This is a genomic window from Glutamicibacter halophytocola (assembly GCF_001302565.1).
GTDB classification, from domain to species: Bacteria; Actinomycetota; Actinomycetes; order Actinomycetales; family Micrococcaceae; genus Glutamicibacter; species Glutamicibacter halophytocola.
In genome coordinates, this window is the sequence record NZ_CP012750.1 from 3,790,764 (window position 1) to 3,809,010 (window position 18,247).

Sequence of the window (18,247 nt, forward strand, 5' to 3'; positions counted from 1 at the left end):
TGTTCAGGAAAATCATGGCACACTGGATAGCATGTGTCTATAACGTTCTAGAAGAAAGTTCGGCAAATGCCCCAGCATTCTGCGCAGCGCCCCGCAAAACGCCCCACGCTCGCCGATGTCGCCCGCGCCTCCGGGGTTTCCGTTGCGCTGGCGTCCATCGTGCTGCGAGAGGCCGAAGGGGCGAGCGAAGAGTCCAGGGCGCGGGTCAAGCAAGCCGCCTCGGAACTGGGCTACCGCCCTGATTCGCGCGCCCGCTCATTGCGCAGCAGCCGCAGCAGAACCCTGGGCCTGGCCCTGGCGCTCGGCGAACCGCTGCACGCCGAACTGGCAGATGCCATCTATGCGCAGGCGGATAGCCAGGGCTTCGAAATCATCCTGGGAGCCACCGGCAAGCACCGCGATGAGCTCCGCGTGCTCAATACCCTCATTGATGCGGGAGTTGAGGCCGTCATCGGCGTCTTCCCCGAGTTGCCGGCCAGCCAACTGGCCCAGGCAGCCAAGCAGCTTCCGGTCATCAGCTTGCTGCGCCAGTCCGAGGCAGTGCCCTCGATCATCACTGACGAGGCCGCGGGCATTGAACAGCTTTTCAGCCACCTGGCCCGGCTTGGGCACGAACGAATGCTGCACCTGGATGGCGGTACAGCCGTCTCGGCGCAACAACGCCGCGAAGCCTTCCTGGCCTCGGTTGAACGCACCAAGGTTTCGGGCCAGGTTCTGCATGCAGGTGCCGATGAGGCCGCGGCTTTCAAGGCCCTCCAGCACTACTTCGAGACAACGCCTCCAGGCGAGCGCGCCACGGCAATTCTGGCCTTTAACGACCGCGCGGCCCTGGGCGCCCGGCAGGCGATCGACCTAGCTGGCATAAGCGTTCCCGGGCAGATCAGCTTGACCGGCTACGACGACAGCGAGTTTGCACGGCTGGCGCATGCGGATTTGACCAGTGTCCGCCAGGACGTCGCGGCGTTGGCGAAGGCCGCCATGCAGGCAGCCCTGGATTCGCCTGGCCAGTCGAGCACGCACGCACCGAAACTCGTGGTGCGCGGCAGCACCGGCGGGCACACCGCTTAACGGGACCCGGCCCCACCATGGGGTGAGGCCGGGTCTCTTGGCTGATGCCGGGATTTTGAATCAGGCGCCGGCCGAAGCCTTGACCTGGTAGATGGCTCCAGTGGAAACATCCTCTTCAAGTGCTTCGAGGGAGCGTCCGCGGGTTTCGGGAACCTGGGTTGCGACAAAGATCAGGGCCAGTACGCCGATTCCAGCGAAGATGAAGAAGCATCCGGTAATGCCGACCCCGGAAACCAGGGAAGGGAAGAACAGCGCTAGCACGCCATTGGTTCCCCAGCCGAAGAACACCGAGATGCCGATGCCCAGGCCACGCATATGCAGCGGGAAGATTTCTGCCAGCCAGACCCACACGGCAACGTTGAGGAAGGTCTGCATGGACATCACGAAGGCGACCACGAGAATCATGATGACAATCGGGCGGACCGGGTTGCCCACAGGCAACAGCATGCCGGCGAAGGCCACCAGCATGTGGCAGATGGTGGTCAGCGACAAGCCGATCAAGAAGGTCTTGCGGCGATCCATGCGGTCCATATTGCGCAGCGCGATAATCCCGCCGATCACGGCAACTACGCCAAAGGCGATATTGGCCAAGACCGCTTGCTGCTCGGACATCCCCGACTCTTCGAGCACTCTGGTTCCGTAGTACATGATCGAGTTGATGCCGGTGAGCTGCTGGGTCATCGAAACACCGATGCCGATGGCGATAATGCGCAACAGCCATTTGTTGGTCAGAATGGCCTTGATGCCTACCGGCTTGTTGTTCCGCTTTTCCTCTTCGGCCACGATTTCAATCTCATGGACTTCAGCCAGCGCGCGTTCGGCCGAACGCACGGTTTTGAGTATGCGCAGGGCTTCCGCGTAGCGGCGCTTTTCCACGAGCCAGCGAGGGGATTCGGGCATGCGCAGCATGCCGAAGAACAGGGCCAAGGCCGGCAGGGCGCAAATGGCGAACATGATGCGCCAGACACCATCCACGCTGCCGCCCAATACGGTGCCGATGATGGCATTCATGACAAACGCTGCCAGCTGGCCGGAAACGATGGCCAGCTCATTGCGCCCGGTGATGGATCCGCGGATTTCGTAGGGTGCCAATTCGGCAAGGTACACCGGCACCACGGTCGACGCCCCGCCGACAGCCAGCCCGAGCATGATGCGTCCGGCAACAAGAACAGAGAAGCCCAACGGCGAGAAGGTTCCTGGCTCTGGGCCCGCTGGGGAGAAGACGACGAGCAGGGTTCCCGCAAAGAACAGGACGGCAAGCATGATGATGGTTTTGCGCCGGCCCCAGGCATCGGAGATTTGCCCGCCGATCAGCGCGCCAATGGCAGCGGCGAAGACCAGGGAGCTGATCACCACGCCGACCTGCAGGAGATTCAGGCCAAGTTCGGCCGCCATCGGCCCCTCTGCTCCGTTGGCCACTCCGGTGTCGTAGCCGAAGAGCAGCCCGCCGAAGCAGGCGATGATGGAAATCAAACCGAGACGCTTGGAATGCGGTCCCGCAGTCAGTGGCGGGAGGCTCGGTTTGGCAGAGAGATTCTGCGAACTGGACATGGGAACTCCTTTGGTTTGCCCGGGTGAAAGCTTTGCTGGCCGTCGGCCATCCATCGGATCTTCTGCGATCCGGCGTCCTTCACACGGTGCGGCGGGGTGCTGCTTCGCATCATCCTGGCCCTGCCACATAAACTGAAAGTGATTGGCTTCACAGCCCTTATGTAAGGACAATACGTCATCAGTGTTTCTAGATCAAGAGATGCGGGCTAATTTGTCCTGACAAATACCGCTTCGAGGCCCGGGCCGAGACTCGGCACTACCCTGCACGTGGCCCCGCCGATGCTTCCGCCACCCAAGCCATCGCCGTAATGCAGCGAAATGGACGGGGTGCATTCCAGAAGCAGGCCGAGGCCGGAACCAGTCACTGGTTCCGGCCTCGAGCACCTCCTGCCATGGCTGTCTTATACCTGGGCGGGCTTCCAATCCGGCTCGCCTTGCAGGGCCACCCGGCGCAGCAGCCCGGCCGCACGGCGAACCCCTTCTTCCGAGTTGACCAGCACATCCTCGTGCTCGATATTGAGCGTGCCGTCATAGCCGGCTGCGCGCAGCTCATAGACGAAATAAGCCCAGAAGGCTTCGCCTGCCGGATGCCCCAGGCCCAGGGTCACATAGTTCCAGGCCCGCTGCTGCCACTGCGTCATTCCGGTGCCATCGGGCAAGCCATTCGCGGCGACTACCGGTGCGTTCAATCGCACGTCCTTGGCATGCACGTGCATGATGGTGCCCGCCAAGGCACGGATCACGCTTGGGATATCCGCGCCCATCGCCATCAGGTGCGAGGGATCCAGATTGATGCCAACCCATTCGCTGCCTACCGCATCGATCAGCCGCTTGGCGGTCGCCGCGTTGTACACCAGCTGCGTAAAGCATGGTTCAATCGCCAGCTTGACGCCGTGCTCCTGGGCGAAGCCAGCAAGCTCCCGCCAATAGGGAAGGGCCACCTGCTCCCACTGGTGCTCCAGAATCGCCAGGTTTTCCGGCGGCCACGAGCTGGTCACCCAGTTCGGGGTGCTGTCCCCCGCAGCTCCGGGCAATCCGGACATGCACACGACCGTGGGGACATCCATGAGCCGGGCCAGGCGGATCGTCTTGCGCAGCACCAAGTCCTGTTCTGGCCCCGATACTGGATGCAATTGGTTTCCGTTGGCATTCAGCGCGCTGACGCGCAGCCCAGCCTGGGCAATCTTGCCCAGGTAGGCCAGGCGCTCCGCTTCGCTGTCCAGCAGGGCGTCAAGGTCCAGGTGCGGGGCCTCGGACCAATTGCCGGTAGGCAATTCGATGGAACCCAGACCCAGGTCGGCGGCAACGCCCAGGACCTCGTCGAAGCTTCGCGATGACAGCGAATCGGTGATCAGACCGATTTCCATGGTTGATTCCTTCCTTAAAAAGATCGATGCCCGACCCTTTGCGGGCCGGGCATCTGTGCTTGCGCCTAGACGCGTGCGGCCTGGGCTGCAGCCACGCGGCTGCGCATCTGCTCCAGCTGGAACTTCGAAACCTCGATGGCGTTCTCGTTCTCCGCGAAGACGCTCGAGACCATCACGCTCTCCTCGCGGTCGGCAAAGCCATTGGCCACCAGGCCGGAGAAGAACTCATCCCAGTTCACATCGCCGTCGCCAACCTTCAGGTGCTGGTGCACGCGCACCGGATTGCCCGGCGGGTTGGTGATGTAGCGCAGCCCATGCGAGGCATGGTGGTTCATGGTGTCGGCCACGTGGACCACGCGAAGCCGCTCCCCTACCGTCTGCATGATCTCCAACGGCTGATCCTTCATGTGGAAGGAATGCGAGGCGACATACACGAAGGACAGGTTCGGCGAGTTCACTCCGCGGATCACCCGCCAGGCGGCCAGGCCCTCTTCCACAAAGTCATCCGGGTGCGGGTCGATGGCCACGTTAATGCCCTCGCGCTCGATGATCGGAACCAGTTCCTCCATGGACCGGTAGAACGCGGCCTCGGACTCCTCGGCACGCTCGGGACGTCCCGAGAACTCCGTATTCATCTGGTTCACCCCCAGATCCACGGCAATCTGGATGGCGCGCTTCCAATAGCGCACCGCCGCCTGGCGCAGATTCTCGTCGGGCGAGGACCAGCGCAGCACCGGCAGCACCGAGGCAATGCCTACTCCGGCTCCCTTGCACTCGACGGCCAGCTTTGCCACCAGGTCATCGTCAGCCTTCGGGTGGGTGAAGAACGGGATGATGTCCGCATGCGGAGTCAGCTGGATATGGTCGTAGCCCAGTTCTGCGGCCAGCTTCGGGAATTCCAGCACCGAGTGCGTGGAATGGAATGGGGTGGGATCCAATGCGTATTTCATGATGCCCTAGCTGTAGAGATCCGGCTTGCTGTTCAGCTGCACGTCCACCTTGGCGCCGGTGCGCTGGGCTTCGACGCCGGCCTCGCAGCACGCTGCGGTGGCGTAGCCGTCCCAGGCGCTCGGGCCGCCCAGCTCGCCGCGCAATGCAGCATCCACCCACGACTGGATTTCGGTGTCATAGGCGGCGCCAAAGCGTTCTTCGAAGCCCGGGGTGACCTTGCCGCCCCACTGGCCTGCGGTGCGCACATAGGGTCCCGCGTCATTGCCGATGGACACGATGCCATCCTCGAAGGAGGCCTGGGTGGCCACTTCGTAGCCGAACTTCGCGTTGACGTAGATCTCCACGTCAGCCAGCACGCCCGAGCTGGTTTCCACCAGCACATGCTGCGGGTCATGCTGCCCATTGGGCGCATTGCGGGTGGCCTTGCCCAGGCGCACCTGCACGCTGGTGATTTCCTCGCCGGTGAAGTAGCGGATGGCATCGAATTCGTGCACCACCGAGTCATTGATCAGCATCTCGTTGGTGAACCCCTCGGGGGTGCTCGGGTTGCGGTGCTGGTGGTGGAGCACCAGCAATTCGCCCAGGCCCTGGTTCTCGATCAGCTGGCGCAGCTGCTGGTACTCGGCATCAAAGCGGCGCATGAAGCCCACCTGGATGCGCTTGCGGCCCAGTTTCGCCTCGGCCTCGACGATTTCCCAGGATGAGACGGCATCCGGGGTCAGCGGCTTCTCGCACAACACCGGAATATCTGCCTCGAGCACCTTGAGCAGTGCGTCATGATGCAGGAAGCCCGGGGTGGCCAGCAGGACCGCGTTCACCTCCCCGCTGGAAAGCGCGGCGTCCAGATCGGTGTAGCCCTTGGCACCGGGAATGCCGTCAATCGCGGCGTTGACCCGGTCAAGGTCGATGTCGACCACGGCAGCCACTTCGGCTCCGGAGATGCGGTGGTGGATCCGCTGAATGTGGTCGGCGCCCATGCGTCCGGCTCCAACGACGGCGACGCGCAGGATATCTGGCACGATATGTCCTTTCAAGAGTTCTTGGCTAGGTTCAGTCTGGCTTAAACGTGGCTGCGGGAGATGCAGCTGTGCAGATAGTTACGGGTGCGGGTGGCAATCGGCAGCGGCACCGAGAAGTCCGCAACCGGGTACATGTCCTGCTCCACGATGCCGAAGATCGGGCGGCCCAGCTTCTCGACTTCCTGCAGTACCTCGTTGAGGTCCGGCAGTCCCGCAGGCGGTTCGCACATGACACCGGCGAGGTTGGCCGCGGCCCAGGTCATGTCCTGCTCGCGCACCGTGGCCAGGATGTCCGGGTTGATCTGCTTCAGGTGCAGGTAGCCGATGCGCTCAGGGAAGCGGCGGATCAGATCCACGCTGGATGCCCCGCCGTATTCGGCGTGGCCGGTGTCCAGGCACAGGGTGGTGTACTGCGGGTCGGTGACTTCGAGGAACTTCTCGATGTCGCTCTGGCCGCAGACATGGGAGTCGGCGTGGGAGTGGAACTGCTGCTTGAGGCCGAATTCCTCCTGCAGGATCTTGCCCAGCCGGTCATGGCCCTTGGCCAGCGAGTCCCAGCCGGCAGCATCCAGGGTGCCCGGTTCCAGCGCCTGGCCGGTGACATCATCGCGCCACATCGCCGGGATCACCACAATATGCTCGCCGCCCATGGCGGCGGTCAGCTCGGCCACCTTGCGCGCTGGCTCCCAGGCTTCCTCCCAGGCATTGGCACTGCCATCGATCCCGCGGTGGAAGGCGGTGAAGACGGTGCCGGCGCAGACGTTCAGGTCGCGGGCGGCCAGCTCGTCAGCGAGCTGGGATGGGTCGGTCGGCAGGTACCCGTAGGGGCCCAGCTCGATGGTTTTGTACCCGGCTTCGGCCACCTCGTCGAGGAAGCGCTGCCACGGGGTCTGCTTGGGATCGTCGGCAAACCATACGCCCCAGGAGTCAGGAGCAGTTCCGATGGTGATGTTCTGTGCCATGATGCGTACCGTTTCTCTGGCTCAAAAGGCTAGTTGGAAGGGAAGTTGAAGGTCGCGGCCGTGCCCTTGGCTGGTTCTGGCCAGCGCTGGGTGATGGCCTTGCCACGGGTGTAGAAGCGCACGCCATCCGGGCCGTAGATGTGGTGCTCGCCGAACAGCGAGTCCTTCCATCCGCCGAAGGAGTGCCACGCCACCGGAACCGGCAGCGGCACGTTGACCCCGACCATTCCCACCTGGATGCGGCGGGTGTAGGTGCGGGCGTGGGCGCCGGAGGAGGTGAAGATGGCGGTGCCGTTGCCGTAGGGGTTGGCGTTGACCACTTCGATGGCCTCTTCCAGGGAATCCACGCGCAGGACCACCAGCACCGGGCCGAAGATCTCCTCGGTGTAGGCGCTCATTTCGCGGCTGACCTTGTCCAGGATGGTCGGGCCGACGAAGAAGCCGTTCTCGTGGTCCTTGACCACCAGGTCGCGGCCGTCGATTACCAGGGCGGCGCCGGCCTGTTCGGCCTCGCCGACGATCTTCTGCAGGCGGGACTTGGAGGCCGGGGTGATGACCGGACCCATGTCAGCCTTCTCATCCAGGCCATTGGAGACGTTGACCTTGCGGGCGTGGTCCGCGAGCTTGTCCACCAGCGCGTCGGCGGCATCGCCCACGGCGACGGCCACGGAGATGGCCATGCAGCGCTGGCCGGCGGAGCCGAAAGCGGCGGCGTTGATGTGGTCGGCGGCCAGATCCATGTCGGCATCGGGCATGACCACGGCGTGGTTCTTCGCCCCGCCCAGCGCCTGGACGCGCTTGCCGTGCTTGGAGGCGGTTTCGTGCACGTACTTGGCGATCGGGGTGGAGCCGACGAAGGAGATGCCGTCGACATCCGGGTGGGTCAGCAGGCCGTCGACGGTCTCCTTGCCGCCGTGCAATACCTGGAAGACGCCGTCGGGCAGGCCGGCCTGCTTGAACAGCTCGGCGATCAGCAGCGAGGCGGAAGGGTCGCGCTCGGAAGGCTTGAGGATGAAGGCGTTGCCGGTGGCGATGGCTACCGGGGCCATCCACAGCGGCACCATGACCGGGAAGTTGAATGGGGTGATGCCGGCGACCACGCCCAGCGGCTGGCGGAAGGAGAAGACGTCGATGCCGGTGGACACCTGGTCGGAGTACTCGCCCTTCAGCGACTGCGAAATGCCGCAGGCGTACTCCACCACTTCGATGCCCCGGCTGATTTCGCCGGCGGCGTCGGAGAGCACCTTGCCGTGCTCGCTGGTCACGATGCGGGCCAGCTCGTCGGTGTGCTCGGTGAGCAGCTGCTGGAAGCGGAAGAGGATCTTGCTGCGCTTGGCGATCGATACTTCGCCCCAGGTTTCGGAGGCGGCCTTGGCCACGGCCACGGCCTGCGCCAGGTCCTCATCGCTGGCCAGGCGCAGCTGGCCGGTGATTTCGCCGGTGGCGGGGTTGTAGACCGGCTGGGTGCCGGTGCCGGTGCCCGCGGAAGGGGCGCCGTTGATGTAGTGCAAGATTTCTGCGACGTCGGTGGCGGTGGTAGTCATTGCCGTATTTCCTTTGCTGTTCAAAAGTGTTCTGTTGCCGGCCCTAGCCCAAGAGGGGCTTCTGGCGCGCTTTGTTCTTGGTGTAGTTCTGGTAGGCCGCCGTGGTGCTCTCAAGCTCGGCGACTTCGCTGACCGGGACATCCCACCAGGATTCGCTGGAGGGAGCATCGGCGTAGAGGTCGGATTCGATGTGGATCAGGATCGGGCCGGAGCCTTCCTCGGCGGCCTTGGCCGTGGCGATGGCTGCCGACAGGTCCTCGATGGCCTGCGGGCCCGGGGCAATCCGGATGACCTTCACGCCCAGGGATTCGGCGTTGGTGGCCAGGTCGATCGGCAGGGTGGAACCGTCATCGAAGCTGTGGCTTTCGGCATCCAGGGTGCGGTATTTGGTGCCGAAGCGCTGGGAGCCCAGGGACTCGGAGAGCGCGCCGATGGAGGCGTAGCCGTGGTTCTGGATCAGCACGGTGATCAGCTTCAGGCCTTCGGCCACCGCGGTGACCAGCTCGGTGTGCATCATCAGGTAGGAGCCGTCGCCCACCATGACCACCACATCGCGGTTCTCCTGGTCCCCCCGCGCAGCCTCGTCGATGGCTGCGCGCTTGATGCCCAGTCCGCCGGCGATCTCATAGCCCATGCAGGAGAATCCGTATTCCACGTGGTAGCCGTAGGGGTCCGAAACCCGCCACATCTTGTGCAGGTCCCCGGGCAGCGAACCGGCGGCGCAGACCACCACGTCGCGGGGATCCATGGCCTGGTTCACCGCGCCGATAATGGCGTTCTGGCTGACCAGGGGGCTCAGCCGCTCGGCAAAAGCCTCGTCCACGGTGGCATCCCAGCGCTGCTTTTCGCTGGCGGCCTGCACTTCGAGGGCGCCGTCGACCCGGTAGCCGGTCAATGCCTCGCGCAGCGCGATCAGCGCCTTGCGGGCATCGGCCACCACCGGAAGCACGGTGCCGTGCTTGTAGGCGTCCAGTGCCGCGACGTTGATGTTCACGAACTTCACGTCCGGGTTCTGGAAGGCGGTGCGGCTTGCGGTGGTGAAGTCCTCGTAGCGGGTGCCGATGCCGATGACCAGATCCGCCTGCTCGGCCAGCGCGTTGGCGGCGGTGGTTCCGGTGGATCCGATGGCGCCCAGCGAGTACTTGGAGTCCCAGGGCAGCACGCCCACGCCGGCTTGGGTATTGCCCACCGGGATGCCGGTGGCTTCGCAGAATTCAGCCAGTTCCCCGGTGGCGAAGGCGTAGAGCACCCCGCCGCCGGCGACGATCAGCGGGCGCTTGGCCGCCCGGATCATCTTGGCTGCTTCGGCGATGTCCTGCGCCTCTGGCTCGGGACGGCGGATCTTCCACTCGCGCTCGGCAAAGAATTCTTCCGGGAAGTCGAAGGCCTCGGCCTGCACGTCCTGGGGCAGGGAGATGGTCACCGCACCAGTTTCCGCCGGGTCGGTGAGCACCCGCAGCCCGTGGTGCAGGGCGCTGGCCAGCTGCTCCGGGCGGGTGACGCGGTCGAAGTACTTGGACAGCGGGCGGAAGGCGTCGTTGACGGTGATGTCATAGCCGTGCGGCATTTCCAGCTGCTGCAGCACCGGGTCCGCGGCACGGGTGGCGAAGGTGTCCGAAGGCAGCAGCAGCACCGGAAGGCGGTTTGCGGTGGCCAGGGCGGCACCGGTGAGCAGGTTGGAGGAGCCCGGGCCGATGGAGGTGGACACCGCGTAGGTGGCCCGGCGGCGGGTATGCCGCGCATAGGCGACGGCCTGGTGCGACTGGGCCTGCTCATTGCGGCCCTGGTAGTACGGCATCAGGCTCGGGTCCTTGGCCTGCCACTGCTTCAGCGCCTGGCCCACGCCTGCGACATTGCCGTGGCCGAAAATGCCGAACATGCCCGGGATCAGCCGTTCGCGGTACTGGGTTCCACCGATGGAATCCACCGTGTACTGGCGGCCCAGGAATTCCACAACCGCCTGGGCGACGGTCATTGTGCGTGTAGTCATCGAGCTTTGTCCTTCTCAGCTGCGTACTGGTGCGGTGGTGTTCAGAAGCGATGCGGCGGTGGCCACGGCGGCGGCCACGTCCCCGTCCTCGGGGTAGAGCAGCGTCCGCCCGACGGTCAGCCCCTGGACCGAAGGCAAGGCCAGCGCGGCTTGCCAGGAGGCGAAGACCTCATCGGGGTCTCCGGCAGGATCCCCGCCGAGCAGCACCGTGGGCAGGGTGGTGGCGGCCATGACCCGCTCCATGTCCTGGACCACCGGAATCTTCAGCCAGGTGTAGGCGCTGGACTCCCCCAGGCCGGAGGCGATGCCCATGGACTTGATCACGGCGTCCGGGCGCAGGTCGTTGACGACCTTGCCCTCGACCCGCTTGGAGATGAAGGGCTCGACCATGGCGACCAGCTGGTGCCGGGCCAGATCGGAGACCGCGTCGGCGGTGGCTTCCAGGGTCTTGACGGTGTCCGGGTCCTCGTAGCTGATCCGGGTGAGCATCTTGCCGCCGTCCGCGCCCAGGGCGGCCAGGGCGGCCGCGGTGTGCCCGGTGAAGCGATCGTCGATCTCGTTGACCAGGCCGGTCAGCCCGCCGCGGTTCATCGAGCCGAAGACCAGCTTGCCTTCCAGCGCACCGAGCAGCAGCAGGTCATCGAGGATATCGGGCGAGGCGAGCACGCCGTCGCAGGCCGGATTCTGCAAGGCGATCTGCAGGCGGTCCAGCAATTCGCGGCGGTCGGCCATGGCGGTGGCCCGCTTGCCGACCGACAGCGCGCCGCGGGCCGGGTGGTCGGCGGCGATGATGAAGTTCTGGCGTCCCAGTACCGGGCCGGCATGCTTCCGGCGGGCGGCCGCGGCGCGTAGCACCGATGCCGGATCTTCCAGCCGTTGGCGGGTGATGGATTCGTAGCGGCGGGGATCTTCGCGATCCACGCTCAGCTCGGTTGCCTGTTTCATGGCTAGACCAGGTCTTTCTGGGAGGCGGGGACGGTGCGGCCGCGCTCGGCCAGCAGGGCGTTGACTTCTTGCGGGGTCGGCATTGCGTCGGAGCATGCGACCTTGGAGGCGACGATGGCTCCGGCGGCGTTGGCGTAGTCCAGAACCTGTTCCAGCGGCCATCCGGAGAGCAATCCGTGGCAGAAGGCTCCGCCGAAGGAGTCTCCGGCGCCCAGTCCGTTGGCGGTCTGCACCGGAACCGGGGCGGAGACCACGCGTTCGGTGCGGGTTTTGGCCATGACGCCTTCGGGGCCGAGCTTGACCACGGCGATCTGCACTCCGGCCTCCAGCAGGCGGTCCGCCTGCTCGTCCGGGGTTCCCTCGCCGACCGCGACGGTGCATTCGGTGTCGTTGCCGATGGCGACGGTGGCCGAGGCCAGCGCCTGGGTGACCTGTTCGCGGGCCTGTTCCACCGAGTCCCAGAACATCGGCCGGTAATCCAGGTCCAGGATGGTGAACTGCCCTTCGGCCAGCGAGCTGGCCGGGCGGGCCTCGTAGGCTGCCAGCTGGGCGCTGCGCGAAGGCTCGCGGCTCAGGCCGGTGACGGTGCTCCAGAAGATTTTCGATTTTTTCACTGCGTCGAGATCGATCTCGCTGGTATTGATGTTCCAGTCCGGGGCCATCGGGAATCGGCCGTAGAAGTACAGCGGAAAGTCATCTGGCGGCAGGATGGCGCAGAAGGTGACCGGTGTCTGCAAGCTGGCGTCGCGGGTGACCTGCGAGCGGTCCACGTTGTAGCGGTCCAGTTCGCGTTCCAGGAAGGTGCCGAAGTCGTCGTCGCCGACCTTGGTGATCACTGCCGCTTCGCGTCCATGCTGGGCTGCCGCCACCGCGACGTTGGTGGCAGAGCCGCCGAGGTACTTGCCGAAGGAGGTCACGTCGGCCAGGGATACGCCGATGTCGTTCGGGTAGACATCAACGCTGATGCGTCCGAGGGTGAGTACGTCGTAAGTCACGCAGATCGACGTCCTTTCGAGTCAGGAGTTCAGGGATCGGCCAGCTGCCGACAATGTGAACGGTGCCACAGGAAATACTTTGCACCATGAATCCAGCGCTGTCAAAGGTTTGTACTGACATATTTACAACATGAGTAACATAGTTAATGCAAAACCCCGGAATTCCAGGGTTTTCACTCCGCTTTGGGTGCTAAAAAATAAAAAAGTTTCCAAATACTATGTCCTGACTTTATGACTTGATCGAGGTCGGCTCAGGAGCCAAAACCACCCAGGCCGGCAGTGCGCTCCGGCAAAACGCTAGGCTCTTAACGAGAACAGCAGGCAGAACCCAGGAGGAGCCGTGGCAACAGAACGCCGTCGAGCCACGATCTACGACGTCGCCCAGGCCGCCGGCGTTTCCAAATCACTGGTGTCACTGGTGCTGCGCGATTCCCCCAGCGTCTCGGCGCCGCGCCGCGCCGCGGTTCTGGCAGCCATCAAGGAACTGGACTATCGCCCCAGCCAGGCAGCCACCGCACTGGCCGGAGGCACCAGCCAGACAGTTGGCGTGGTCATCGACGACTACACCAACGCCTGGTTTGTGGAACTATTGCGGGGTCTCCAAGAAGGACTAGCCAGCGCCGGATTGCGCATTGCCGTTTCCGACCGCACGCTGAACACCCACGTGGAGTCGGATCCGCTGGACGGATTTCTGAGCACCCGGGTCGAGGCCCTGGTGCTGGCCACCGAGCCGACGCCGGCCATGCGCTTTTCTTCCCAGATCCCGGTGATCGTGGTCGGCAACCGCGCCACGCAGGTTCCCGGGGCAGACGTTGCCTCCAGCGATGACCGGCTCGGCACCCGGCAGGCCATCGAGCACCTGGTCTCGCTGGGCCACCGGAACATCGGCCACATTGGCGGTGGCGGCGGATCCTCGATGCTGCGCTTGGCCGGATACCAGGAGGCAATGAAGGCCGCAGGACTGGACGAGCACGTCGTTTCGGTCAGCGAGCTGACCACCGAAGACACCGGCTATCGGTGCACCCAGCGGCTATTGGACGAGGATCCCGATACGACGGCCATCCTGGCTGCCAATGACTCGATGGCCATGGGCGCCATGGCCGCAGCGCAAGCCGCGGGCCTTTCGGTGCCCGGGGACCTGTCAATCATCGGCTACGACAATTCGCCGCTCTCAGGCACCCACTTACTGCACCTGACCACCGTGGACAGCCGCAACCACGACCTCGGATTGCACGTGGCCCAGCAGGTCCTCTCCCGGCTCGCCGACCCCGGACGCGACGCCCAGCGGGTGCTGCTCGAGCCTTTGCTGATCGAGCGCGGAACCTGCGCGGCACCTCGCCGACCCTGATTCTTCCCAGTCCAAAAGCAACTTCTGCAGACCCCTTGACCCTGATCGGACATCAGCTCTACACTTTTTTGGAGCGCTCCAAAATATTCCAGAACACTCTTTCTCAGGAGAACACCGTGGCTAAAAGCATCGGCATCGCCGTCATTGGCGCCGGCATGGCCGGCCTGTCCCACATCGCCGGCTACCGCACCGCGCCCACGCTGTATGAACCAACCCTGCCCCCGCTACGCTATGTTGCCGTCGCCGATGTGAACACCGAGCTCGCGGCAAAGGTCGCCAAGCGATACGGATACGAAAAGGCCCTCGGATCATGGCAAGAAGTCGCCGCAGACCCTGACATCGACGTGGTCTCCGTCGTCATCGCCAACCGCTTCCACCGTGAAGCGGTGGAAGGTCTGATGGCCGCCGGCAAGCACGTCCTCTGCGAAAAACCGCTGGCCGATACCTTGGAAGAAGCAGAGGCGATGGCGGCAGCGGCACGCAACGCCCAATCCACCGCCCGGGTAGGCTTCACCTTCCGCCGCACTCCTGGCATCGCCGCGATTCGCGACCTGATCAACGACGGCACCCTGGGCAAGGTGCTGCATTTTTCGGGCCGCTACTGGACGGACTACGGGCACAGCCCACAGGCACCGATGAGTTGGCGGTTCAAGGGCGAACCTGGCTCCGGGGCGCTAGCCGATGTCGGCAGCCACCTCGCCTACGTCGCCGAATTCCTGGCCGGCGAGATCACCTCGGTCAGCGGCGGACAGCTCAGAACCAGCATCACCGAACGCTATCTGCCAGCTGGAGCTGTCACCGGCCACAACCTGGCGGAACTCAGCGAGCAATCAGAGCCCGTGGAGAATGACGACTACGCGGCTTTCAGCGTCCAGTTTGCCGATGCCGCCGGCAGCCTGGAAGTCTCCCGCGTCGCTGCAGGCCATCCAAACACGCTGGCCTTCGAGGTGTTCTGCGAAAGGGGCGCGGCCCGCTTCAGCCAGCTGCGCCCGGCCGAAATCGAAATCATGCTCAGCGAGGGGCCCGAGGCAACCAACGGCTACCGCACGGTGAACCTGGGTCCAGAACATGCCTACATCGGCGGCGGATTGCCGATGGACGCCCCAGGCGTCGGCTTCGGCCAGAACGACGCGTTCAGCTATCAGGCCCGCGCCTTCCTCGACGAAGTTAGCGGCGTGGACACGGCGCTTCCAGCCAACGCAACCTTCGATGAAGGCCTGCACAACATGAAAATCCTGCAGGCAGTAGTACAGTCCTCGAACAATGACGGAAAGATGGTCTCCCTATGAAACTCGGCGTCTACAACGCGATCCTCCACGACCGCCCGCTGCCCGAAGCCCTGAAGGTCATTGCTGATCTCGGGCTCACCGGCATTGAGCTGAATACAGGAGGCTTCCTTCCGGCGGTCCACGTGCCGAATATCGAGAAGATCCTCGAATCCGATGCGGAGCGCGACGCCTTCCTTGCGCAGTTCGAGGGTACCGGCGTTGCCATCGCCGGGCTGAACTGCAACGGCAATCCCTTGCATCCGAACCGGCAGATCGGGGACAAGCACGCCGAAGACATCCGCCGTTCGATCCGGCTCGCCGCGCGGCTGGGGCAGACCCGCGTGGTCACCATGTCCGGCCTGCCCGGCGGCGAGCCGGGCGCCATCCGCCCGAACTGGGTGGTCAACGCTTGGAACTCCGCCGCATTGGACCAGCTGGACTACCAGTTCGACGTGGCCGCCGAATTCTGGCGCGAGATCGACGAGCTGGCCCGCGAACACGGGGTCAAGATCGCCCTGGAGCTGCATCCGCAGAACATTGCTTTCAACCCGGCCAGTTTCCGCGAACTGATTGAACGCGCGGGCACCAGCAACATCGGCGTGGAGCTTGACGCCTCCCACCTGTTCTGGCAGCAGATGGACCCGGTGGCCGTGGTGCGCGACCTGGGCGAATGGGTGTTTCACGCCGCCGCCAAGGATGTGCGCATCAACCCGAACGCAGCAGTCCAGGGGGTGCTGGATAACAGCTTCCGCCGGTTGCGCGAGGATGAGCCGCGCACCAACCTCGGCGGGGATGAGTGGGCCAATGAGTGGCCGAAGAACTCTGCCTGGGACTTCGTAGCCTTGGGCAAGGGGCACGACACCGCATTCTGGACCGAGTTCCTGCGCGCCCTGCACGAGGTGGATCCGCAGATGCTCGTGAACATCGAGCATGAGGATACCGAATTGGGTGCGGTTGAAGGATTGGAAGTAGCGGCTCAGGTGCTGCTTGATGCCGACGCGGCCCTGGCCTCCTCGCTGGCCACGAACTAGCCAGCTGGACCAGCAATAAGGCAAGCCCGGAATTCACAGTCGTGAATTCCGGGCTTGCCTTTTGTGTTGTTCGAGTTCAGCAAGTTGCCTTTAGACGGTGCGAACCACGGCTTCATAGTCGAAGCGCGCCTTGGGTGCACCGAGCTCGCTTTCGGCAGGCTGCCCGATGTTGACCACCAGGAAGCTCTTCTGCTCGCCTTCAGGGAAGAACGAGGCATCGATGGCCGAGAAGTCAGCACCGGTCATCGGGCCAACGGCGAAGCCGAGGCTGCGTGCTGCCAGCATGAAGTAGCCAGCCTGCAGGTGTGCGTTGTTGTTGCCGGTGGCCGCGGTGAACTCTGCGTCGGCGTCGTACATGGCCTTGGGCGCGTTGTAGCCTGGCAGGAAGTTGTCCCACTGCTCGTGCCATGCGGTGTCGTAGCTGAGGATGGCCACGAGTGGAGCCGCGGCGGTCTTGGCCTGGTTGCCACGGGCCATTGCCTCCACCAAGGTGGCGCGGGCTTCATCCGAACGCACGTAGGTCACGCGCAGTGGCTGGGAGTTGAACGCGGTCGGACCGAATTTTGCCAGCTCGTAGATTCGCTGGGCCTGCTCATCGGACACCTCGCCGGTGAAGGCGTTAGCGGTGCGGGCCTCGCCAAAAATGGCGTTGAGCGCTGCGGTGTCGACCTGGTTTTCCTGGGTTGCAACAGTCATTGATTGCCTTTCGGATCAGCCCGGGGCCTGTGTGCTGGCCATATTCGGACACTAATTTGTTCTACTCGTGTCCAACCGCTTGGTTCCGAACATCATTCCAAGAATTAATGTGCTTTGCGCCACAAGGAGTCCCTGGTGCTCTTGGCGCAGCGGGAATCCGTGCCTGGATGGATGACTCCACGTCCAGTTCAGAGCGTGCTTGGGATTCCTTCCGATGTTGGCTTGGACCACCGCCGGTGCAGCAGCAAGCAACCTGCAGCACACAGCGCAATGGTGATGCCAAAGCAGGTCACGGCCATCGACTCGCCCACGAGCTGTCCAACCCAGCCAAGCCCCAAGGCGCCCAGTGCCGTCAGCGCATAGCCCAGCACCCAGAAGGCGGAACTGGCACTGCCCCGATGCCGCAGTTCAATGCGGCGCAATACTATGCCAAGGCCTACCGGGAACAGCGCCCCATGGCTCAGCCCAGCGGCCAGCAGCCCAATGAGATAGACAGCCACCGCCGCCGCACCGTGCAGCCTTGGGGCCAAGGCGATCAATGCGGTACCCGCCATGAGCCCGGCGAAGCCCAGATGGGCTTTTTCGCCCACCAGCTTCCCGCCAGCCTTCTGCCCCACGGTGGTGGCAACAAAAATCAGCGAGCCAATCAGCCCCAGCAGCCGCAGGTCGGTAATGCCGAAGGCGCGGACCACGAGGATGGATGTCATGGCCGTGCAACCACCCATTACGGCGAATCCCAGGGTCATCAGGCCGCCCACGCAGTAGTCGCGGAGCGCGAAGCGGGGTATCAAAGGCAGGCTGAGCTTGAGCCCGAGCCCGCGGTGGGCGACAGTATCCGGGATTATGGCCAGCAGCGCCATGCACAGCCCGGAGAGCACTGCGTGGACACTAAACGCGATCATCGGCACGGAGGGGACAAAATAGGTCAGGAAGGCCGCCAGCGCTGGCCCGCTGCCCAGCCCGGCCATATTCGCCACGCTGGAAATGCCGGCACCGCGCGCGGAACTGGAGACCAGATCGGTGAGGTAGGCCGTTGCCGTACCGGTCACCAGCCCGGCGCAAATCCCGGAGAGCGTGCGGGCAATGAACAGCATCGGAGCGTCCTCGGCCACGGCGTAGAGTATTCCGCTAGCCGCCGAGGCCAGCAGGCCAAGGATCATCACGGGCTTGCGTCCGATGGCATCAGACAGGGAGCCGAAGACGCATAGGACCGCGAGCACCACGATGGCGTAGATGGCAAAAAGCTGCGTTGAGGCGGCCGTGCTCAGCCCATACTCATCTTGCAGGGTTGGATAGAGCGCGGTGGGCATGGTCGTGCCGCACATGGCGATCGCATACGTCGCCAAAACGATGCCCAGAGATGCGCCTTGAGCTTGCTTTGACTTGGCCCGCAACTTCACGCCAGGACCTCGCTCTCATGTTGAACAACACTCCGAGCCTAGATAAGTCCTAATGTCCTGTCAATCTTTTCTATCGAAACGCCTCGGGCGCCTCGCCTTCCGTAGCGATAGC

General features: G+C 64.2%; 15 protein-coding genes. 4 read left to right on the forward strand and 11 right to left on the reverse strand.

The genetic code is table 11. The annotated features are described in order from the left end of the window. Nucleotides 1-66 precede the first annotated feature (66 nt). Nucleotides 67-1,068: a LacI family DNA-binding transcriptional regulator gene (locus tag AOZ07_RS17425; protein WP_060703141.1), complete on the forward strand. Its 1,002-nt coding sequence runs from the start codon at nucleotides 67-69 to the stop codon at nucleotides 1,066-1,068. 60 nt (nucleotides 1,069-1,128) lie between these two features. Here the strand turns inward: AOZ07_RS17425 and AOZ07_RS17430 are convergent, their stop codons facing one another. The 9 genes from AOZ07_RS17430 to iolC all read right to left on the reverse strand — a co-directional run bounded on the left by AOZ07_RS17430 (nucleotide 1,129) and on the right by iolC (nucleotide 12,392). After that, nucleotides 1,129-2,619: a sugar porter family MFS transporter gene (locus AOZ07_RS17430; RefSeq protein ID WP_060703142.1), complete on the reverse strand. Its 1,491-nt coding sequence runs from the start codon at nucleotides 2,617-2,619 to the stop codon at nucleotides 1,129-1,131. Between the two features lie 401 nt (nucleotides 2,620-3,020). After that, complete coding sequence (locus tag AOZ07_RS17435; RefSeq protein WP_060703143.1) at nucleotides 3,021-3,986, reverse strand: sugar phosphate isomerase/epimerase family protein; 966 nt, start codon at nucleotides 3,984-3,986, stop codon at nucleotides 3,021-3,023. A 65-nt stretch (nucleotides 3,987-4,051) separates the two neighbouring features. Then, nucleotides 4,052-4,936 (reverse strand): sugar phosphate isomerase/epimerase family protein, encoded by an 885-nt coding sequence (locus tag AOZ07_RS17440; RefSeq protein WP_060703144.1) that lies wholly within the window; start codon nucleotides 4,934-4,936, stop codon nucleotides 4,052-4,054. Nucleotides 4,937-4,942: 6 nt separating this feature from the next. Then, a complete protein-coding gene (locus AOZ07_RS17445; protein ID WP_060703145.1) occupies nucleotides 4,943-5,956 on the reverse strand; it encodes a Gfo/Idh/MocA family protein in 1,014 nt (337 codons plus the stop codon). A gap of 41 nt (nucleotides 5,957-5,997) precedes the next feature. Beyond that, a complete protein-coding gene (locus AOZ07_RS17450; RefSeq protein WP_060703146.1) occupies nucleotides 5,998-6,918 on the reverse strand; it encodes a sugar phosphate isomerase/epimerase family protein in 921 nt (306 codons plus the stop codon). Between the two features lie 29 nt (nucleotides 6,919-6,947). Further along, on the reverse strand, nucleotides 6,948-8,462 hold the full coding sequence (locus AOZ07_RS17455; RefSeq protein ID WP_060703147.1) for a CoA-acylating methylmalonate-semialdehyde dehydrogenase: 1,515 nt from the start codon (nucleotides 8,460-8,462) through the stop codon (nucleotides 6,948-6,950). 43 nt (nucleotides 8,463-8,505) lie between these two features. Continuing rightward, nucleotides 8,506-10,437, reverse strand: coding sequence for a 3D-(3,5/4)-trihydroxycyclohexane-1,2-dione acylhydrolase (decyclizing) (iolD, locus tag AOZ07_RS17460; protein ID WP_060703148.1), 1,932 nt, complete (start codon nucleotides 10,435-10,437; stop codon nucleotides 8,506-8,508). A gap of 30 nt (nucleotides 10,438-10,467) precedes the next feature. Continuing rightward, nucleotides 10,468-11,397, reverse strand: a complete 930-nt coding sequence (locus tag AOZ07_RS17465) for a Cgl0159 family (beta/alpha)8-fold protein (RefSeq protein ID WP_060703149.1) — start codon at nucleotides 11,395-11,397, stop codon at nucleotides 10,468-10,470. A 2-nt stretch (nucleotides 11,398-11,399) separates the two neighbouring features. Next, nucleotides 11,400-12,392, reverse strand: coding sequence for a 5-dehydro-2-deoxygluconokinase (iolC, locus tag AOZ07_RS17470; RefSeq protein WP_060703150.1), 993 nt, complete (start codon nucleotides 12,390-12,392; stop codon nucleotides 11,400-11,402). 340 nt (nucleotides 12,393-12,732) lie between these two features. On the opposite strand from iolC, the gene AOZ07_RS17475 reads away from it, so the two are divergent. The 3 genes from AOZ07_RS17475 (at nucleotide 12,733) to AOZ07_RS17485 (ending at nucleotide 16,039) form a co-directional block, all read left to right on the forward strand. Then, nucleotides 12,733-13,740, forward strand: coding sequence for a LacI family DNA-binding transcriptional regulator (locus AOZ07_RS17475; RefSeq protein ID WP_060703151.1), 1,008 nt, complete (start codon nucleotides 12,733-12,735; stop codon nucleotides 13,738-13,740). A gap of 116 nt (nucleotides 13,741-13,856) precedes the next feature. After that, the gene (locus tag AOZ07_RS17480) at nucleotides 13,857-15,029 is read left to right on the forward strand and encodes a Gfo/Idh/MocA family protein (RefSeq protein ID WP_060703553.1); all 1,173 of its coding nucleotides are present in this window, start codon (nucleotides 13,857-13,859) and stop codon (nucleotides 15,027-15,029) included. Beyond that, the gene (locus tag AOZ07_RS17485; protein WP_060703152.1) at nucleotides 15,026-16,039 is read left to right on the forward strand and encodes a sugar phosphate isomerase/epimerase family protein; all 1,014 of its coding nucleotides are present in this window, start codon (nucleotides 15,026-15,028) and stop codon (nucleotides 16,037-16,039) included. The genes AOZ07_RS17480 and AOZ07_RS17485 overlap by 4 nt, the downstream gene beginning before the upstream one ends. Before the next feature lie 90 nt (nucleotides 16,040-16,129). Here the strand turns inward: AOZ07_RS17485 and AOZ07_RS17490 are convergent, their stop codons facing one another. Together AOZ07_RS17490 and AOZ07_RS17495 are read right to left on the reverse strand one after the other, a co-directional pair. Continuing rightward, a complete protein-coding gene (locus AOZ07_RS17490; protein ID WP_060703153.1) occupies nucleotides 16,130-16,735 on the reverse strand; it encodes a malonic semialdehyde reductase in 606 nt (201 codons plus the stop codon). A 188-nt stretch (nucleotides 16,736-16,923) separates the two neighbouring features. Continuing rightward, complete coding sequence (locus AOZ07_RS17495) at nucleotides 16,924-18,135, reverse strand: MFS transporter (RefSeq protein ID WP_060703154.1); 1,212 nt, start codon at nucleotides 18,133-18,135, stop codon at nucleotides 16,924-16,926. Nucleotides 18,136-18,247 lie beyond the last annotated feature (112 nt).

What these genes read in the sequence shown, in the direction of transcription:
- AOZ07_RS17425 (WP_060703141.1), top strand. Translation starts at nt 67, where the DNA reads ATGCCCCAGCATTCTGCGCAGCGCCCCGCAAAACGCCCCACGCTCGCC.
- AOZ07_RS17430 (WP_060703142.1), bottom strand. Translation starts at nt 2,619, where the DNA reads ATGTCCAGTTCGCAGAATCTCTCTGCCAAACCGAGCCTCCCGCCACTG.
- AOZ07_RS17435 (WP_060703143.1), bottom strand. Translation starts at nt 3,986, where the DNA reads ATGGAAATCGGTCTGATCACCGATTCGCTGTCATCGCGAAGCTTCGAC.
- AOZ07_RS17440 (WP_060703144.1), bottom strand. Translation starts at nt 4,936, where the DNA reads ATGAAATACGCATTGGATCCCACCCCATTCCATTCCACGCACTCGGTG.
- AOZ07_RS17450 (WP_060703146.1), bottom strand. Translation starts at nt 6,918, where the DNA reads ATGGCACAGAACATCACCATCGGAACTGCTCCTGACTCCTGGGGCGTA.
- AOZ07_RS17455 (WP_060703147.1), bottom strand. Translation starts at nt 8,462, where the DNA reads ATGACTACCACCGCCACCGACGTCGCAGAAATCTTGCACTACATCAAC.
- iolD (WP_060703148.1), bottom strand. Translation starts at nt 10,437, where the DNA reads ATGACCGTCGCCCAGGCGGTTGTGGAATTCCTGGGCCGCCAGTACACG.
- AOZ07_RS17465 (WP_060703149.1), bottom strand. Translation starts at nt 11,397, where the DNA reads ATGAAACAGGCAACCGAGCTGAGCGTGGATCGCGAAGATCCCCGCCGC.
- AOZ07_RS17485 (WP_060703152.1), top strand. Translation starts at nt 15,026, where the DNA reads ATGAAACTCGGCGTCTACAACGCGATCCTCCACGACCGCCCGCTGCCC.
- AOZ07_RS17490 (WP_060703153.1), bottom strand. Translation starts at nt 16,735, where the DNA reads ATGACTGTTGCAACCCAGGAAAACCAGGTCGACACCGCAGCGCTCAAC.